The organism is Flavobacterium sp. SORGH_AS_0622, assembly GCF_030818825.1.
In the GTDB taxonomy this organism is placed as follows: Bacteria; Bacteroidota; Bacteroidia; order Flavobacteriales; family Flavobacteriaceae; genus Flavobacterium.
The window spans coordinates 1578358-1595444 of record NZ_JAUTAX010000001.1; the positions used below are offsets into that span (position 1 = coordinate 1578358).

At 32.0% G+C, this 17087-nt stretch carries 20 protein-coding genes; 7 read left to right on the top strand and 13 right to left on the bottom strand.

Annotated elements, in window-relative coordinates; translation table 11 throughout:
• Nucleotides 1-31: 31 nt before the first annotated feature.
• Nucleotides 32-268 carry a hypothetical protein gene (locus tag QE431_RS06855; RefSeq protein WP_057118667.1) on the top strand — a complete coding sequence of 79 codons (237 nt, stop codon included), beginning with the start codon at nucleotides 32-34 and terminating at the stop codon, nucleotides 266-268.
• 138 nt (nucleotides 269-406) lie between these two features.
• Here QE431_RS06855 and QE431_RS06860 read toward each other — a convergent pair whose 3' ends face one another.
• The 3 genes from QE431_RS06860 to rlmD are packed head-to-tail and all read right to left on the bottom strand — an operon-like array spanning nucleotide 407 to nucleotide 3155.
• Nucleotides 407-1225 carry a DUF6048 family protein gene (locus tag QE431_RS06860; RefSeq protein ID WP_057118665.1) on the bottom strand — a complete coding sequence of 273 codons (819 nt, stop codon included), beginning with the start codon at nucleotides 1223-1225 and terminating at the stop codon, nucleotides 407-409.
• Nucleotides 1197-1733 (bottom strand): DUF6452 family protein, encoded by a 537-nt coding sequence (locus tag QE431_RS06865; RefSeq protein ID WP_057118664.1) that lies wholly within the window; start codon nucleotides 1731-1733, stop codon nucleotides 1197-1199. Before QE431_RS06865 ends, QE431_RS06860 begins: the two co-directional genes overlap by 29 nt.
• 9 nt (nucleotides 1734-1742) lie before the next feature.
• The gene (gene rlmD / locus QE431_RS06870) at nucleotides 1743-3155 is read right to left on the bottom strand and encodes a 23S rRNA (uracil(1939)-C(5))-methyltransferase RlmD (RefSeq protein WP_134140935.1); all 1413 of its coding nucleotides are present in this window, start codon (nucleotides 3153-3155) and stop codon (nucleotides 1743-1745) included.
• A gap of 159 nt (nucleotides 3156-3314) precedes the next feature.
• On the opposite strand from rlmD, the gene QE431_RS06875 reads away from it, so the two are divergent.
• On the top strand, nucleotides 3315-4364 hold the full coding sequence (locus QE431_RS06875; protein ID WP_307294104.1) for a sensor histidine kinase KdpD: 1050 nt from the start codon (nucleotides 3315-3317) through the stop codon (nucleotides 4362-4364).
• Between the two features lie 46 nt (nucleotides 4365-4410).
• Here the strand turns inward: QE431_RS06875 and QE431_RS06880 are convergent, their stop codons facing one another.
• The 4 genes from QE431_RS06880 to epsC form a co-directional block, all read right to left on the bottom strand.
• Nucleotides 4411-4812: a hypothetical protein gene (locus tag QE431_RS06880; protein WP_307294106.1), complete on the bottom strand. Its 402-nt coding sequence runs from the start codon at nucleotides 4810-4812 to the stop codon at nucleotides 4411-4413.
• A gap of 87 nt (nucleotides 4813-4899) precedes the next feature.
• The gene (locus QE431_RS06885; RefSeq protein WP_307294108.1) at nucleotides 4900-5886 is read right to left on the bottom strand and encodes an aldo/keto reductase; all 987 of its coding nucleotides are present in this window, start codon (nucleotides 5884-5886) and stop codon (nucleotides 4900-4902) included.
• A 146-nt stretch (nucleotides 5887-6032) separates the two neighbouring features.
• The gene (cysM, locus tag QE431_RS06890; RefSeq protein WP_307294110.1) at nucleotides 6033-6920 is read right to left on the bottom strand and encodes a cysteine synthase CysM; all 888 of its coding nucleotides are present in this window, start codon (nucleotides 6918-6920) and stop codon (nucleotides 6033-6035) included.
• 1 nt (nucleotide 6921) lies between these two features.
• On the bottom strand, nucleotides 6922-7713 hold the full coding sequence (gene epsC, locus QE431_RS06895) for a serine O-acetyltransferase EpsC (RefSeq protein WP_307300522.1): 792 nt from the start codon (nucleotides 7711-7713) through the stop codon (nucleotides 6922-6924).
• 190 nt (nucleotides 7714-7903) lie between these two features.
• On the opposite strand from epsC, the gene QE431_RS06900 reads away from it, so the two are divergent.
• Complete coding sequence (locus QE431_RS06900; RefSeq protein ID WP_307294111.1) at nucleotides 7904-8605, top strand: DUF1003 domain-containing protein; 702 nt, start codon at nucleotides 7904-7906, stop codon at nucleotides 8603-8605.
• 102 nt (nucleotides 8606-8707) lie between these two features.
• On the opposite strand, the gene QE431_RS06905 is transcribed toward QE431_RS06900, so the two are convergent.
• On the bottom strand, nucleotides 8708-8992 hold the full coding sequence (locus QE431_RS06905) for a DUF2752 domain-containing protein (protein ID WP_307294112.1): 285 nt from the start codon (nucleotides 8990-8992) through the stop codon (nucleotides 8708-8710).
• Nucleotides 8993-9098: 106 nt separating this feature from the next.
• On the opposite strand from QE431_RS06905, the gene QE431_RS06910 reads away from it, so the two are divergent.
• Both QE431_RS06910 and QE431_RS06915 read left to right on the top strand, forming a co-directional pair.
• On the top strand, nucleotides 9099-9272 hold the full coding sequence (locus tag QE431_RS06910; RefSeq protein ID WP_172426676.1) for a hypothetical protein: 174 nt from the start codon (nucleotides 9099-9101) through the stop codon (nucleotides 9270-9272).
• A gap of 1 nt (nucleotide 9273) precedes the next feature.
• A complete protein-coding gene (locus QE431_RS06915) occupies nucleotides 9274-9825 on the top strand; it encodes a Smr/MutS family protein (RefSeq protein WP_307294114.1) in 552 nt (183 codons plus the stop codon).
• Between the two features lie 147 nt (nucleotides 9826-9972).
• On the opposite strand, the gene QE431_RS06920 is transcribed toward QE431_RS06915, so the two are convergent.
• Nucleotides 9973-10962, bottom strand: a complete 990-nt coding sequence (locus tag QE431_RS06920) for a hypothetical protein (RefSeq protein ID WP_307294116.1) — start codon at nucleotides 10960-10962, stop codon at nucleotides 9973-9975.
• Between the two features lie 87 nt (nucleotides 10963-11049).
• On the opposite strand from QE431_RS06920, the gene QE431_RS06925 reads away from it, so the two are divergent.
• A complete protein-coding gene (locus QE431_RS06925; RefSeq protein WP_134140952.1) occupies nucleotides 11050-12174 on the top strand; it encodes a cysteine desulfurase family protein in 1125 nt (374 codons plus the stop codon).
• A gap of 108 nt (nucleotides 12175-12282) precedes the next feature.
• Here QE431_RS06925 and QE431_RS06930 read toward each other — a convergent pair whose 3' ends face one another.
• The 3 genes from QE431_RS06930 to QE431_RS06940 all read right to left on the bottom strand — a co-directional run bounded on the left by QE431_RS06930 (nucleotide 12283) and on the right by QE431_RS06940 (nucleotide 15305).
• Nucleotides 12283-12843: an L-threonylcarbamoyladenylate synthase gene (locus tag QE431_RS06930; protein WP_307294119.1), complete on the bottom strand. Its 561-nt coding sequence runs from the start codon at nucleotides 12841-12843 to the stop codon at nucleotides 12283-12285.
• A 103-nt stretch (nucleotides 12844-12946) separates the two neighbouring features.
• Nucleotides 12947-14155 carry an acyltransferase gene (locus QE431_RS06935; RefSeq protein ID WP_307294121.1) on the bottom strand — a complete coding sequence of 403 codons (1209 nt, stop codon included), beginning with the start codon at nucleotides 14153-14155 and terminating at the stop codon, nucleotides 12947-12949.
• 187 nt (nucleotides 14156-14342) lie between these two features.
• A complete protein-coding gene (locus QE431_RS06940; protein ID WP_307294124.1) occupies nucleotides 14343-15305 on the bottom strand; it encodes a hypothetical protein in 963 nt (320 codons plus the stop codon).
• A gap of 261 nt (nucleotides 15306-15566) precedes the next feature.
• Here QE431_RS06940 and QE431_RS06945 point away from each other — a divergent pair, with 261 nt between their 5' ends.
• Nucleotides 15567-16331 carry a lipopolysaccharide kinase InaA family protein gene (locus tag QE431_RS06945; RefSeq protein ID WP_307294127.1) on the top strand — a complete coding sequence of 255 codons (765 nt, stop codon included), beginning with the start codon at nucleotides 15567-15569 and terminating at the stop codon, nucleotides 16329-16331.
• Here QE431_RS06945 and QE431_RS06950 read toward each other — a convergent pair.
• Entirely contained in the window at nucleotides 16312-17082 is a 771-nt protein-coding gene (locus tag QE431_RS06950; protein WP_307294130.1) for a glycosyltransferase family 2 protein, read from the bottom strand. The two genes, QE431_RS06945 and QE431_RS06950, sit on opposite strands and share 20 nt — an antisense overlap.
• Between the last annotated feature and the right edge of the window lie 5 nt (nucleotides 17083-17087).

Below are 17087 nucleotides of genomic sequence, written 5' to 3' on the forward strand. Positions count from 1 at the left end.
ACAATCTCAGAACCTTAGCAACTCAAAAAAAATGACAAAACTACAATTAAGAGCTTTTTTATATCAATTAGGAAGTTTCGCAATTTTATTTCTATTGTTGAGATTTGTAATTGCATCATATACAGGGTTGACAGGAATTTGGATTCCGTTGACTGCTTTTGTGGTGGCTACCATTATTGGCCCAAAATTTCAGGCAGTAAAAACGAAAGATGGAGAAAAACTTTTCATGAAATGGATTTTCGTGAAAGGAATTAAAGAAATAGAGTAGAAGTTACTAAGATTCTAAGCAGCTAAGTTCTTAGTATTTATAAAGCATAAAAAAGCCGTCAATTCAAAAATTGACGGCTTTTTTTATTTTGTATAATAAAACTTAGTATCTCAGAACCTAGTGCCTTAGAACCTCATCTTATTTTTTAGGAGCTTCCTTAATTTCTGGCACCACTACCTTTTTCTTATAAATTGGAATAAAATAAGAAACAGTATAATTAAAGCCAACTCCAAAACTTCCATCGTAAGTTCTGTTGAAACCTGGGATATAAAGATTATCAAATCCGCTGGGTTTTTTATTGGTAGCCAAAAGTTTCAGCTGAACGCCAAAACCAACGAATACATTATCAAAAACTTCTGCTTTTAATCCCATTGCTACTTCCAGCCATGTCGCTGTAAGTCCGCTGTATTTTTGGTCTGTTGTTATAGCAGGCAGTTCACCCCAATACGGATTAGGATTGTAAATTTTATAACTGTTTAAATCCTGGCTAAAAGTACTAAAACCGCCTCGAAGTCCAATTGTGATTAAGTTTTCCATGTCAAGCCAGTTTTCATAGAAATTATAATCAAACCCAGCTTTTACATAAGTTCCAGCAGCCGATGAATTTAATCTGTCATCATCTGTTGTTTTATTTTCATAACCTAATTCTGCAGCCAGATAATATTTTTTGGTTAATCTCCAATCACCAACAAATTCTACTCCTTTATAATCTTTGTCATAAAGACCGCGGGTAAGTTTGTACAAATCTACACCAACACGAAGACCGTAACGATCTGTTTTGACGACACTGTCTTTTTTTACCTCAGCTTTCTGAACTGGTGGTTTACTAGTTACAGTTTTGGGTTTTACAATAGTATCTTTTTTATTTGGTGATATTTCTGGCGTGTCTTGAGCTTGCCCTAAAAACACTGAAAAGAATAAAAAAATACTAGAAATAAACTTCAATGTGTGTTTCATTTTCAGATTCAATGTTAGGGTTTTTTAATTGTACATCAGTCATCCAAACGGTATCTCCATCTGGATCTGTGCGAAGAAAAGGATCAACAGGCTTTAAAGCAAAAATAGTTTTAAAACCACATGCTCTAGACACGTATACATTTTGACTGGTGTAATTTATAGTTAATACATCAGTATTAATTGATGTTGGGTTTGTACTGGCAGCATTATAAATAAATTTATAGGTAACCGTACCGTCATTAACTTTTAAAGGAATTGCAACCGTACTTCCGCTAGTTAGATATTTAGTCTCATCTGTGCCATTTTCGTTAAAAACGATTCCTTCGGTCATTCCTTCGCCAATTACTTTTAAATTATTGACATTCCTAGTTTTGGTAGGATTGGCAATATCATAGAATGTAATTATCAATCTAGGTGTAGTTGGTGTGTTTGCATCGCAGATATCATCTTTCTCGCAGCTTGATAAGCCAAAAGTAAAGAGCAGCAAAATAGAGAGTAATTTTTTCATGTATATTTTCTATCGAAGTTCTAAAAGTACAACATTTTCAACATGATGTGTCTGCGGAAACATATCTACAGGTCTTACACGTGTAACTTTGTATTTTTCATCCATTAAAGCCAAATCACGAGCTTGAGTTGCAGAATTACAGCTTACATAAACGACTCTTTTTGGAGCAATTTTTAAGATTTGTTCTACTACGTCTTTATGCATTCCGTCGCGCGGTGGATCTGTAATAATTACATCAGGTTTACCGTGCTGAGCAATAAAAGCTTCATTAAATACAACTTTCATGTCTCCAACAAAAAACTCGCAATTAGTAATATTATTGCGTTCTGCATTGGCTTTTGCATCAATAATAGCTTCGGGAACGCTTTCTACTCCGATTACTTTTTTTGCTTTTTTAGAAACGAACTGAGCAATTGTTCCAGTTCCTGTATATAAATCATAAACGATTTCATTTCCAGTAAGATCAGCAAAATCACGAGTTATTTTATATAATTCGTACGCTTGATCTGAGTTAGTTTGATAGAAAGATTTAGCGTTGATGCTAAATTTCAAACCTTCCATTTCTTCTAGAATGTAATTTCTTCCTTTATAAAGAACAACATCCTGATCGTAGATAGTATCATTTGGTTTTCCGTTTACAACATATTGTAATGAAGTAATTTGAGGAAATTTCTCGTATAAATGATCTAGAATTAACTCTCTGTTTTCTTTGTCTTCTTCAAAAAACTGAATTAAAACCATGATTTCTCCTGTCGAAACGGTACGAATCATTACGGTTCTCAATAATCCAGAATGCTCTCTCGGATTAAAAAACGCTAAATTATGTTCGTTTGCAAATGCGCGAATTTCATTGCGGATTGCATTTGAAGGATCTTCTTGTAAATGACATTTATTAATGTCTAGAATTTTGTCCCACATTTTCGGAATATGAAATCCTAATGCATTTCTATTTCCTAAATCTTCTGTACTTCCAATTTCTTTTTCTGTAAGCCAGCGGCTGTTAGAAAAAGAAAATTCCATTTTATTTCTATAGAAAAACTGTTTCTCAGAACCTAAAATAGTTTCAAATTCCGGAAGTTCAATTTTTCCTATTCTTTGTAAATGATTTTTAACTTCATTTTGTTTAAATGCAAGCTGCTGGCTGTACTTCATATTTTGCCATTTACAGCCTCCGCATACTCCAAAATGCTCACAAATTGGTTCTACTCTATAATCAGATAATTCGTGAAATTTTACGGCTTTACCTTCGTAATACGCCTTTCTTTTTTTAAATGTCTGCACGTCAACTACATCTCCAGGTACCACATTCGGAATAAAGATTACTTTTCCGTCAGGTGCTTTGGCAACCGAAACTCCTTTTGCACCGGCATCAAGAACTTGAATTTGATGAAAGACAACTTTGTCTGTATTTTTTCTTCCCATAGCGCAAAAATAAGCCTTTGAAAACTTTTACAAATTTAATTTTAAAAATATTTTAGAAATTCTTCAAAAAATTAGTTTAGTAAACTTTAAAAGCTAATTTTGTTTGCATAATAATCCTAATAAAATTAGAATTTCAACCTACCATATTGTCCTCTTTTTATGAAGTTGTATCACGCGCTCTCACAAATCAGCTTTCTGAAAAAAAGTTATGCATTCAAATTTTTATTTGTTGCTTTTATAGGGATTCATATTCCTTTAATCGGAATATTATTTTTTGTATTGTATTTTAAGTACAGTATTTCTCCAACTTCAATTCTCGTTTTTTCTTTAATAATGACTTTGCTGGCAACGGCGATAACACTTTTAGTTTTAAATAAGTTAATTAAACCTATTGCAACTGCATCAAAAGCATTAGATGATTACCGAAACTTGAGAAAATTGTCTGTTTTGCCGACAGAATATACAGATGAAGCCGGGCTGCTTTTATGCAATATTCAAGAATCGATTTACGAAGCCGAGAGTTTTATTAATGAAAAACAAGATTTAGTTTATATGCTTTCGCATGATTTAAAGAATTTTGCTGGAAATCCGCAGGGTTTGGCTCAATTAATTATAAGCGAAAATCCATCAGAATCAGTTAAAAACCTTGCAGAATTAATCTGTGAGTCAACCAATCTTCAATTTAGATATATTGATAATTTTATTAAGCTGTTAAACGAGCAAGATCAGATTGTAAAAGTAACTCCAGATACAAAAACGATTTTGTTTCCTAATATCCTCCCTTTTATTAATGAACAGGTAGAACAGCGTTTATTTGATAAAAAGATAAAATTGAATTTAATTTTAGAATGTGTTGAAGCGAAACTTAAAATTGACGAAGGTCTTTTGATTCAGGTTTTAGTGAATTTAATCAGCAATGCCGTGAAATTTTCTTATTTTGACAGTGAAATCAAAGTGAGAATTTTTTCAGAAGATTCCAAATTGATTTTAACGGTAAAAGATTCTGGAATTGGTTTCGATAAAAATCAGATTGAGGAATTGTTTAAAAAGTTTACCAAAATGAGCCGACTAGGAACTGCTAATGAAGGTTCAACGGGAATTGGCTTGTATTTATGCAAGAAAATAATAGAACGTAACAAAGGCCGATTAACGGCTTCTAGCGATGGCAAGAACAAAGGTGCTGAATTTAGAATTGAATTTGATATATAAAAAAAGGTTATTAAGATTGTTTTGTAAATCTTAATAACCTTTAATTTTATTTTGTATAGAGCCCAAATACTAACGTTGGTTTCTCATCTATACATTCTATTCCTGTTGGAGGTATTACCATTACACAATCTGCATAGTCTGCATATAGTCCCCATTTAGAATATATTTTTCCTCTAGTATTAATGTACTTGTCAATTTTTTTCTGAAAAACAGCTAAGTCTATTTTTTTAGAATACATAATATATCCTGAGCAGCCAGAAGGATCAAGTTTCATATATGTCCAATCTTCTGGATTTGTGCAAGGCTGCGAATTGATTAAAGAAAATTCAACAATTTCTTTATACATTTTATCGAGCATAGCGGTATCTTCTTCTTGGGTAGTTTCATCATTGCTGCATGCTCCAAATATTAGACAGACTGCAAATAGTAAAAAGATTAGTTTTTTCATAATTTTTGGTTTATTGATTAGTGTTTTTATACTAGATGCAATAAACTTCAAATGGTTGCGTATTTATGAAAGAAAAAACTTAAAATATTACCAAAGCTGATGAACAGAAGGTTTTATAAATTCATCATAAATTTTATTCATTTCCGAAATCTGCTCTGCAGTTAATTTTGGAGTATCATAAACCGATAAATTTGATAACACATGATTTACTTTTGATGCGCCAGGAATAATACAGCTTATTTCATTAAAACTCAAAATCCATTGTAAAGCAATAGGAGCGAGGTTTGGTGTTTCTGGGAATAGTGCTTTTAGGGCTTCAACTGCTTTTAAACCTAATTCATAATCAATTCCAGAAAAAGTTTCTCCTTTATCAAAAGCTTCTCCGTTACGGTTAAAGTTACGATGATCCTGAGGTTCAAAAACCGTTTTTTCGCTGAATGTACCCGTTAAAAGTCCGCTTGCAAGAGGAACTCTGGCAATAATGCCAATATCTTTTTTTCTGGCTTCTGAGAAAAATAATTCTGAAGGACGCTGGCGGAACAAATTGAAAATAATCTGAACAGTCATTACATTCGAATATTCTATTGCCTTTAAGGCTTCTTCAACTTTTTCGACACTTACACCAAGGTTAAGTATTTTTCCTTGGTCTTTTAAACGGTCAAAAAGTTCGAAGATTTCAGGACGGTAATATACTTCAGTCGGCGGGCAATGAAGCTGAATCAAATCTAGGGTTTCTAAACCAGTTCTTTTTAAACTGTCTTCTACGAATTTTTGAAGGACTTTTGGAGTATATCCTTCATTGACATGAGGATTGATCTGGCGTCCGCATTTTGTAGCAACATAAATTCGTTCCGATCGAGATCGAACCACTCTGCCGACAGCGGTTTCACTTAATCCGTTTTCATAAACATCGGCAGTATCAATAAAATTAACGCCGTTGTCTATTGCTGTATTTAAAAGTTCATCTGCGGTTTTATCATCAAAAACCGAACCCCATTTTCCTCCCACCTGCCAAGTGCCAAGAGAGATTTCAGATATATTAAAGTTTGTTTTTCCTAGTTTTCTGTAGTTCATTTCTTTTTAAGATTCTAAGGTTCTGAGTTTCTAAGATGCTAAGTTTTTTAAGTTTCTGAGATTTTAAGTTTCTAAGATTTTGAGATACAATGTTTTTTAGTTATCCAAAACTTAGCATCTTAGAACCTTAGCAACTTAGTATCTTTTTAGTCAAATAAATCCGAAGACAAATAGCGGTCGCCTCTATCGCAGATAACTGCTACTATAACACCAGATTCTAATTGTTCTGCAATTTTTAGGGCAACTGCAACAGAACCTCCGCTGCTCATTCCTGCGAAAACACCTTCTTCAAGGGCTAATCTTTTGGTCATTTCACGTGCTTCTTCTTCGCTTACATCCACAACAGTATCAACTTTAGAAGCATCAAAAATTTTAGGAAGATATTCTTCCGGCCATTTACGAATTCCAGGAATCTGTGATCCATCGCTTGGCTGAGCGCCAATAATCTGCACATTTGGATTCTTTTCTTTTAAATAAGTCGAAGTTCCAATAATAGTTCCAGTAGTTCCCATTGCCGAAACAAAATGCGTAACAGTTCCTTCCGTATCATTCCATATTTCAGGGCCGGTTGTTTTGTAATGTGCTTTCCAGTTGTCATCATTAGCAAACTGATTCAACATCAAATAACCGCCTTGTGCTACTTTTTTATCTGCATAATCACGAGAACCAATAATTCCTTCGCTTGCAGGCGTTAAAATAACCGTAGCACCGTAAGCACGCATCGTTTGTGTACGTTCTTTTGTGGAATCTTCGGGTAAAACCAATTCTATTTCTATGCCAAATAATTGCGCAATCATTGCCAGTGCAATTCCAGTATTTCCGCTGGTTGCTTCAATTAATTTATCTCCTTTTTTTATATCTCCTCTTTCTAATGCGGCAGCAATCATATTGTATGCTGCTCTGTCTTTTACACTTCCCCCAGGATTGTTTCCTTCCAGTTTAAGTAAAAGTTTTACATTTTTATTTTTAACCAAATTGACAGTTTCCATCAAAGGAGTATTTCCAATTAAGTTTAATAATTTCTGTGGACCCATTTTATTTTTTTTCTTTTATTTTAACTTCAGTTGTGGTAGTGTTTAGAACAATAGAATCTTCAGGGATAGATTTAGTTACCCATGAATTTCCGCCAATAACACTGTTCTTTCCAATTACCGTTTCTCCGCCTAAAATTGTTGCGTTGGCATAAATACACACATTAGCTTCAACGGTAGGATGTCTTTTAGCACTTTTCATATCCTTGCTCACACTTAATGCGCCCAGCGTAACACCTTGGTAAATTTTCACATGTTTTTTGATAACAGTAGTTTCTCCAATTACAATTCCGGTAGCGTGGTCAATAAAAAATGGCGATGCAATATTTGCTCCTGCATGAATATCGGTTCCTGTAATTCTATGTGCATATTCGCTCATTAATCGAGAAAACAGAAGTAAATCTAAATGGTACAATTCATGACTTAATCTATAGATAGCTATGGCGTAAAAACCAGGATATCCCAAATAAACTTCATCGATACTATTTGAGGCAGGATCGTTTTCTAAAATGTACTCGGCATCTTGGTTTAATTTTTCTAAAACGCTTGGCAGTTTTTCTAAAAATCTATCCCACATAGAACCGCATAAATTTTGTGGTTTTTTGCAGGCTAAAACAGCGATTTCTTTAAAGCATTTTTCCAATTCATCAATACTTTCTTCTAAAACTGCATTTGAATCAAAAAGAGTGTAAAAAAGCTTTTCTGTAAAGTCTTCTGTTTTGGTTTTAATACCGTAGTTTATGTGCGAATGGCTCTTTAAGGCCTTTATATTTTGTATGATAGTGTCTTTTGTCACAATGGTAAAAATGAATGAATAATTTTGGAACGTTAAAAGTAAGGTGTTTTTTGGAAATAAAGTCACGATTTAACTAAAGAAATTTTGTCTAGAAATTTGTATTTGTGATAAAAAACGAATTCTAAACACTTCTTTTTTATGTGTTTCTTACCAAGTTAATTGCGTAAATTAGCTTTCAAAACATATCAAAATGAAAAATAATAAAACATTTAAGAGTGCAATTTCGGGACTTCCATTTAGTGAAAACGAAAAAATCTGTGGTAAATCAATTCATGATCCTATTTTGGGTTTAATCAAAAAAGAATTTCCTGATTTTAATGATGACGATTGTATCGCTGTAAACGAATTAAATGTTTATCGCCAGCAATATATTTCCAATTATCTTTCGACAGAAATTGGAGCGCTTTCGGCAATGGAGAAAAGTGTTATTTCTTCATTAAAACAAGATAAATCTATCGTAAGTATTGTTGAAGACGAGGAAGAAGTTCGAAATTTAGGACAAAGAGTAGCTGATAGAGTAGCCGATTTTGGCGGAAGCTGGACTTTTATTATTTCGTTTGTTGTTTTTATTATTATCTGGATCGGCTCCAATGTTTATATTATTTTAAATAAAGGTTTTGATCCGTATCCGTTTATTCTTTTAAATTTAATTCTTTCTTGCGTAGCAGCTTTGCAGGCGCCGGTGATTATGATGAGTCAAAACCGCCAAGAAGAAAAAGATAGGAATCGAGCTAAAAAAGATTATATGATTAATCTAAAATCAGAATTAGAGATTAGAATGATTCACGATAAAATCGATCATTTGATTATGCATCAGCAGCAAGAATTAATCGAAATTCAGAAAGTTCAAATCGAGATGATGAATGATATTTTGGATCAGATTAAGAAATAAAGGTTCTTAAAATTCCAATTTTTTAAAATCCCAAATTCCAAAAAAGAGCGAAGCGATTTTTTAGAAAATCTAAAATCTATCCCGAGGCTTCGGGACTAAAATCTAAAAATAAAAGTGCTTGAAGTAATAACCTCCTAGCATAAAAATGAAATTTACGGCTGCCATTCTCCAAACTAATTTTTTGTAATTTTTAGATTTGTCTAAAAAATGAAGCGCTATAAAAACAAATAATAAAAGACAGGTAAATATTGCTGGATACATTTTAAAAGCAGCTGAAAATTCACCTTGAAAAAGTAAGAATAATGACCGCTGAAAACCACAGCCTAAACATTCAAAACCGAAGATGGTTTTGAACAAGCATGGGATCATATATTTCTCTAAAGTCATGGCAGATCTTTTTGCAATTTTACTAAAAAAATATGACAAACGTTTTGCACAGGATAGAAGTACTACTTGAAAGTTTTATACTTTTGAAATCTTAAACTTTGAATTGATGAAAGCTTTTAAAATTATAATAATGATTCTTGCGATTTCGGTTGCGTTTTACGAACAGGTTTCAGAAGAAAAAAACATCTATATCATGATCATTGCAATTGTAGTTTTCATGTTCGGAATGATGCAGCTAAGTGCAAAAACACCAAGTAAAAATAACGATAAAGAAGAGTAGGATGCTGGTAAAAGGAGATAAGGTTTCTGTACTTGATGAAGCCATAAACGGAACGGTAGTTTCGGTTAAAAATAACGAGGTTTTGATAGAAACTGAAGATGGATTTATGATGACATTTTTTGTCAACGAATTACTTAAGGTTCAAGATTCCAGTGATTTAATGAATTCTATTAAAAGAATAGATTTAGATCAAATTTCGAAAGAAAAAACAGAGCCAAAACCGAGGAGTTTTGTTAAAGAAAAGAAAGAAAAACGCGATATTGGCGTTCCAGAATTTGATTTGCACATCGAAAAATTGGTTCCCAATAAACGCGGAATGTCCAATTATGATATTTTGACATTACAAACAGAAACGGCAAAAAGACATATCGAATTTGCGATCCGAAACCGTATTCCGAAAATCGTTTTTATTCATGGTGTCGGCGAAGGAATTTTAAAAGCCGAACTTGATTTTTTATTAGGCCGTTATGACGGAATTGATTTTCAAGATGCCAATTATCAAAAATATGGTCTTGGTGCAACCGAAGTTTATTTTAGACAAAACAATAAATAAAACCAATTTAGAAGCTTAAAATCGATCATTTTCGAGCATAAAAAAACGTCTGTTTTTCCTTCTGGTTTAGTATTAAACCAGTTTTGAAAAACAGACGTTTTTTGTAAGAATTATTTTTTTTGATTTTCGTCGAAAATCTATATTTTTTTAGTTAACAGTTCTTTCGATGTTTCCTAAAAGAAAACGGCTTCCCAGTTTAAAATGGCTATTTCCTTTTTCTAAAATTACATTTCTAAGAACTATCGTATGTGTATAAACTTGTGCAACGTGTGTTGTTGTTACTTCTATAATTCCGCTTGTTCCAGCTACCCCAAGTTGACCACTCCACGTTTCGTCAATTGCAGGTGTAGATGTCGGATTACAGATATATGCTTCTGAAAAAGAACCTGTCTCTGCCTTTGCTGTTCTATAATAAACCTTATTCATTGATGCAGTAATTAAACTCGTTCTAGGCTGGTTTGCTGGTGTATCTGTATTTACAATTAAAGCAGGATCTATGTCATCAATTGTTAAATAAAAGGAATTGTTGTAATTATATACTTTTTTAAGATCTCCACATTCGTAAGCCGTACCATTAGTATTAGTTTTGAAAACTAAACTAGCAGGAGTTACAGTTGTACTGTAGGTTCCAAAAACATATTGAGCCTGAGTTTGGTTTCCAGACGGTTTAGCAAATGTTACATTTTTGATTATAATACTGTGGTCATAACCTGTTATGCGTGAACCATCATCAGTTGTATTTGGTTTTTCGATTTGTGAAGTTTCAATTGTAATTATACCATCTGTTGCAAGCCATTCTTCTGTAACTTTAGGAGTACTTGGCGGAATTGCTCCACAAATATTAGCAGTTGCAACAGTGCCATCATAAGCTCTATAAACTACACGATATTGTCCGTTACCTTTTGAGTCAATTGGATACTCATAAGTTCCAGGATCATTAACAATTCCCGCAGTTTCTGGCAATTGCAGTAAAAGCGCTTCTTGATTTTTTAATTTATAAATTAAGGTATTGGTTAATGGATCGCAGGCTTGAGAAGTTGTAACGCTTTCAAAATCTATTGTTTCTACAGTTAAATCTCCATCATCGCAGCCGTTTAATAAAAAAGCAAATAATAGGAGAGAAGCATATTTTTTCATCGTAAAATTTATTTGGGTCAAAAATAGTGAAAAAAATGGCAAATGATATTTAAGAATTGACAATTGATATTTCTTAACTTTGTCCCGATGAAAAAAGTATATCTAGATAATGCCTCAACAACTGCAATACGTCCCGAAGTAATTCAGGAAATAACAAAAATTATGGTTGAGGATTTTGGTAATCCATCGTCTACACATAGTTTTGGACGAAATGGTAAAACAATAGTAGAGCTTTCCAGAAAAAGTATTGCGAAACATTTCAATTGTACTGCCCAAGAAATAATTTTTACTTCTGGCGGAACTGAAGCGGATAATTGGATTCTGCGTTCTGCGGTTGAAGATTTGAAAGTTGAGCGAATTATTACTTCTAAAATTGAACATCACGCTGTTCTATATACTGTTTTGGCGCTGCAGGAAGAATACAATATTCAGGTTGATTATGTAAAGGTAAATGCTGACGGAAGTTTAGATCTAACGCACTTGTCTAATCTATTATCTGATGAGAAAAAGACATTAGTTAGTTTAATGCATGTAAATAACGAAACAGGAACAATTTTAGATTTAGAAAGAGTAAGCCTTATTTGCAAGCAGTATAATGCCTTGTTTCATTCTGATACAGTCCAGTCTGTCGGAAAAACCGAAATCGACTTGCAAAAGACCCCCATTGACTTCATTTTGGCTAGTGCGCATAAATTTCACGGACCAAAAGGAATCGGATTTGCCTTTGTTAGAAAAAACTCAGGTTTGCAGCCGTTACTTTTTGGCGGAGAACAAGAAAAAGGTCTTCGCGCAGGAACCGAAGCAGTACACCAAATTGCCGGAATGGCAAAAGCTTTGTCTATTTCGTATGAAAAACTAGATGAGGAAAGAAACTATATTTTAGAATTGAAAAAATATCTTATTGATCAGCTTGAAAGTCATTTTCCTGATTTTAGAATTAATGGAAAAAAAGATGATTTTTATAATATCATTAATATCATTTTACCTTTTTCATCAGATAAAACTTCAATGCTTCTTTTTAGTTTAGATATGAAAGGAATTGCAGTTTCGAGAGGAAGTGCCTGCCAGTCTGGAAGTATTAAACCTTCGCATGTTTTAAAAGAAATGCTTTCTGAAGAAGATCTAAAATTGCCGAATCTTCGAATTTCATTTAGCCATTACAACACCAAAGAAGATGTAGATTGGCTGATTGAGAGTTTGAAAAATATTTAAGCAACTAAGGTTCTGAGAGGCTAAGATTCTAAGATTTTTGTTTAAAATATTCTTCGACTTCATTCAGAAAGACATAAGGATTGTCAGGCTGAGCGAAGTCGAAGCCCTTTATTTACGTATTACTTTTACCTGAGAATCGTTTGTTAATTTGATAATTGTAGAAGATTTTCCGTTGATTTTGTCTTGGTTTAATTTTACCACATAATCAACACCATTTATAATTTCTGGACTAATGTCTTTAAAGGTAAGAGGTGTAGGCTGTCCAGAAATATTTGCAGAAGTTGAAACCAAAGGTTTTTTCATTCTCTCCAGCAATTTATAGCAGAAAGGTTCTTTTATCAAACGAACTCCTAATGATTTATCGGCTGCAATAATATTTGGTGCCACATTTCTGGCATCGTCCAGAATTAAAGTCGTTGGTTTGTCTGATAAATCCCAGATTTGCCAAGCAACTTCAGGAATGTTTTTAAACACGTTGTAAATCATCTTTTCGCCATTCATCAAAACTATCATGCTTTGTGTCTCTGCACGCTGTTTTAATTTGTAGATTTTGGCAACAGCTTCAGGATTTGTGGCGTCACAGCCAATGCCCCACACAGTATCTGTTGGATAAAGAATGATGCCACCTTCTTTGATTACTTCGTATGCATTAATTATTTCTTCGTTCATTATAAAAAATCTAGACTGGTTTTGAATGTATAATACAGCTGCAAAGTTATAAATAAAAAGATTATTTATTTGAATAGGCAGGATAATCAAGTATTTTGCTTTTTTATTTTTTTGTCTTAGAAAATGACATCAAAGGCGATTCAATATATTTAAAAGTCAGTTGACAAATAAAAAGCAATGGTAAAATTGAAACTGTTACAATCATCCAAAATTCAAGATGAGTTAAAGTTTTTGCTCTTTCAAGTCCAACAACAAAATGAAATAGTATGAATAGAAAAATACCATGAAGCAAGTATAAACTGTATGTTATTTGACCAAATTTACGTGAAAATGCACTCGACAAAATTCCGAAAAAGCTATTTCCAGATGCGATAATTAAAAATACAAGTGATGAAATTATAATTTGAATTGGCTTTTTTCCACCGTTAAAAAAATATACTGAAACTCCTAACAGCAGTAAGGCTAGAATTGTATATTTCTTTTGCTTAAAAATCGCTTCGGTCTTTTTCATGTTCATTATTAAGGCAACTATAATTCCACCAAGAAAAGGAGTAAAGTGTCTCAATGATGATTTATTTAAAACCATAATTATTGCAGCAGCAAACGTAAAGCTTAATACGGCTTTTAGGTTGACTTTTATTTTAAACCATAAAGCGATAAGTGGTACTAAAAAATAAAATGTCCATTCGTAAGGCAGTGTCCAAGCTATTCCTGAATTTATTATAAAAGTATCTTTTAATCCGTTAAGATCTGAACTCTTTTTACTTACATTAAAAAACAGCCAGGAAATGATGCTTTTTAAATTCTCAATAAAGGGAACTTTGACTGTAAATTGTGTAAGTACTCCGACTATAATAAAAATGATAATTACAAAGAAAAAATACATTGGGAAAAGCCTGAAAAACCTTGATTTCAGATAATTTAACCAATCTATTTCTCCTGTTTTATTCTTGAATAATTTAGTTGTAAATAAGAAAACTGTTATTATAAAGAAGAAGACAACCGAAGTTTCACCAAATTGGTTGAATAAATTAGATTCAGGATCTTTCCAAGTGGATGTTTTTAGAAAGATTTGCCAAATGTAAGCATGGTGCAGAAAAACGAAAAAAGCTAAATAGCCTCTTAAACCATCTATTTCTGGATAGCGCATTTCAGTTAAGTCTATCTTTATTATTTTGTTTACTGTAAAAACGCTTAAAATTAAAACAACTAGAATTGGAATCAGGAATATAAAAACGGAAAAAATCATACTTAGTAATGTGACTGTGGCACTACTAAATAAATGAGTAGATGCTATTTTATTTTTTTGCAAACATACTCAAACTTATAAAATTAATGAAAGAATAGTATTGTAAAACATGTAATAATTGTAAGTAAATATTTACTTTTATTTAAATACGAATTAAAACATTGTAAATTAGATAGATACTTCGAGTTAAGTGTTGGTGAAAATTAAAAACAATGATTTCGATAAAGAGGTCTAGATTTTTAAGATCTATTTATAAGGTGCTGTTTTTGAAAATTACATTTTCAGTCCAGCCTTCTAAAGTGTATTTATTGTAAATTGATTCTGGAATTTTTTCATATTCATTTTCGAAAAAAGAAACAGGTATAATTGGATTTTTCTCGTCAATAATCAAAATGTTATTCGGATTGTAGAAATCGTAATTTTTAATATCAGCATTTGTTGTAATGAGTTTTTTGCCTAGACCCAAACTTTCAAAAACTCTAAACGTTAGTCCAATTTGGCCAATTCGGTTAATATCCAAAAGCACTTTTGAACGACTAATGTAATCATTCACTTCAGTCAGAGGCATATGCTTTCTTATATAAGTAATATTTTCATCATTATCCTGCTGTTTTTTATCATACACAATAAACTTAAAGTTTATTTTTTGCGAAGCTAAATTAGCAGCAATTCTTTTTAAAATTGGAAGCCTTTTGTCTATCGAACTAATATTGAAAACATCATAATCAAAATGAGTTTTGTTTTCTGTATTATCAGAATTGTAAATCCAGTTGGGTGCAAATTTCAAATTGAATTTTGTGCAGTCTTCTTTTTCAAAAGAATAAACCTCATCAAAGCAATGAAGAACTCTTTTGATTTTTGGACAGCGATACGTATTGTCATTAAAGAAACCAATAGATTTCTTTGTGTATTGTTTAAATTCTAAGACACTTTTAGGAGTGATAAAATCTCCTTTTATCGTCAAAATTACATCTTGAATTTCTCGATTTTTCTTTAATTGATTTATAATTTCTTTCCCATAGTGCTGGTGCTTCAAATTGGTTTTGAAGAAAGCTTTTAAAATGAAATTATAGGCTTTATGGAATACAGATGGATATTTAAACTTAAAAGCATTAAAGTCAATATGGTGAACAGTGTGTCCCTGTTGTTCCAAATTTTGAGCAATGTGTTTATTGAGACCCCAGTTATCTAGACTTATTAACGTTATACGCATGTTGTATTTTTCTGTTGAAATGTTCGACGAAATTAAGAAATAAATATTTAACAATTTTTATAAAGCTATATTGGAAGGATTTTCTAGTTTACCTTGATTAATATCAAAAAGATATATTCAAATTTAGAAGCTGTTGTTTTTTTGTATTCCGTTTTTAAAAATTATGGGAAGCATTACAACAGATGAATTTCTATGAAAAGGAAATATTAATTTGAAGTATTTAAATTCTATACGTATTTTTGTTGCTATAAAAAATAACTGATGAATTTTAAAGTAAATCCAATTTTCGAAAATAGCACTGAGTCCGTACTTGACAAAATCAAAAGATTTAGTTCTACTGGTGAACTTTTTGGAAATGGAGATCGTAACAAGATTAAATTATTTGATTTAAACGGTAAAACGATCAATATAAAATCATTTAAAATTCCGAATTTAATTAACAAAGTTGCTTATAAATATTTTAGAAAGTCAAAAGCAAGACGTTCATTTGAATATGCGACTATTTTGTTAGAAAAAGGAATAGGAACTCCAGAACCAATTGCATTTTTAGAAAATTCTACTCTTTTAGGTCTAAATGACAGTTATTATGTAAGCGAACATTTAAATGCTGATTTGACATACAGAGAACTTGTGGAAATTCCTGATTATCCAGATCATGAAAATATTTTAAGACAGTTTACAAGATTTAGTTTTGAACTTCACGAAAAAGGAATTGAATTTATAGATCATTCTCCAGGAAACACTTTAATTAAAAAGAATGCCGACGGGAATTATGACTTCTTTTTGGTTGATTTAAACAGAATGGAATTTCATTCATCGTTAACTTTTGAACAGCGCATGCACAATCTACGCCGTTTGACTCCTTTAAAAGAAATGGTGGCAGTAATGAGTAATGAATATGCTAAATTATATCCAGAATCTGAGCAAAAGATTTTTGATACTTTATGGAAATATACAGCAGATTTTCAAGAGCAATTTTACAGAAAAAAACGCCTAAAGAAAAAGCTTAAATTCTGGAAGAAGTAAGTTTTCTCATTTCTTTATATCGAATAAAAATACTATACGCATTAAGGTAACAAATTGTTATTCCTTTCATGCCGTCTAAAAATCCAAGTCTAATTAAGTATTGGTACAAGAAAGTATAAAGAGGATGGAAGTACAGTAATAAATGAGCTGGCTTCTGTCCTTTTTTTATTTTCTCATTGGCTTTCAAAATTCCGTATTTTTTCATTTTCAATTTATACTCTTCATAAGAAGTATAAGAAAAGTGAATAATTTTGTTTTGGAGAACAGCAGTTTTTCCATTCACGATTAGTTTTTCGTGTACCATTCTATCTTCCGTATATCTGCAGTCTACTTTGTTGAAAAGCCTGAAAATCTTGTCGGTTTGCCAGCCGCTAAAATACAGTTTTTTGTTTTTGAACATAAAAGTTCTATAAATCAAATAAGCACTCGCAGCATTTTTATTGTTTATAGTTGAGGTAATTTCAGCTTTAAGCTCAGGAGTTAAGCGTTCATCGGCATCAATAAATAATATCCAATTGTTTTTTGCATGATCTAATGCAAAATTTCTTTGCGAAGTATAGTCAATAAATTGTTTTTGAATTAATTTTACATTCGGAATCGATTGTACTATACTGACAGTTTTATCAGCACTATAAGAATCAACAACAATTATTTCATCAGCAAAGTCAATATCTTCAAGAAGCGATTTTATATGCTGTTCTTCATTAAGCGTAATAATTAAAACCGATAACTTTTGTTTTTCTATACTCATCTGAT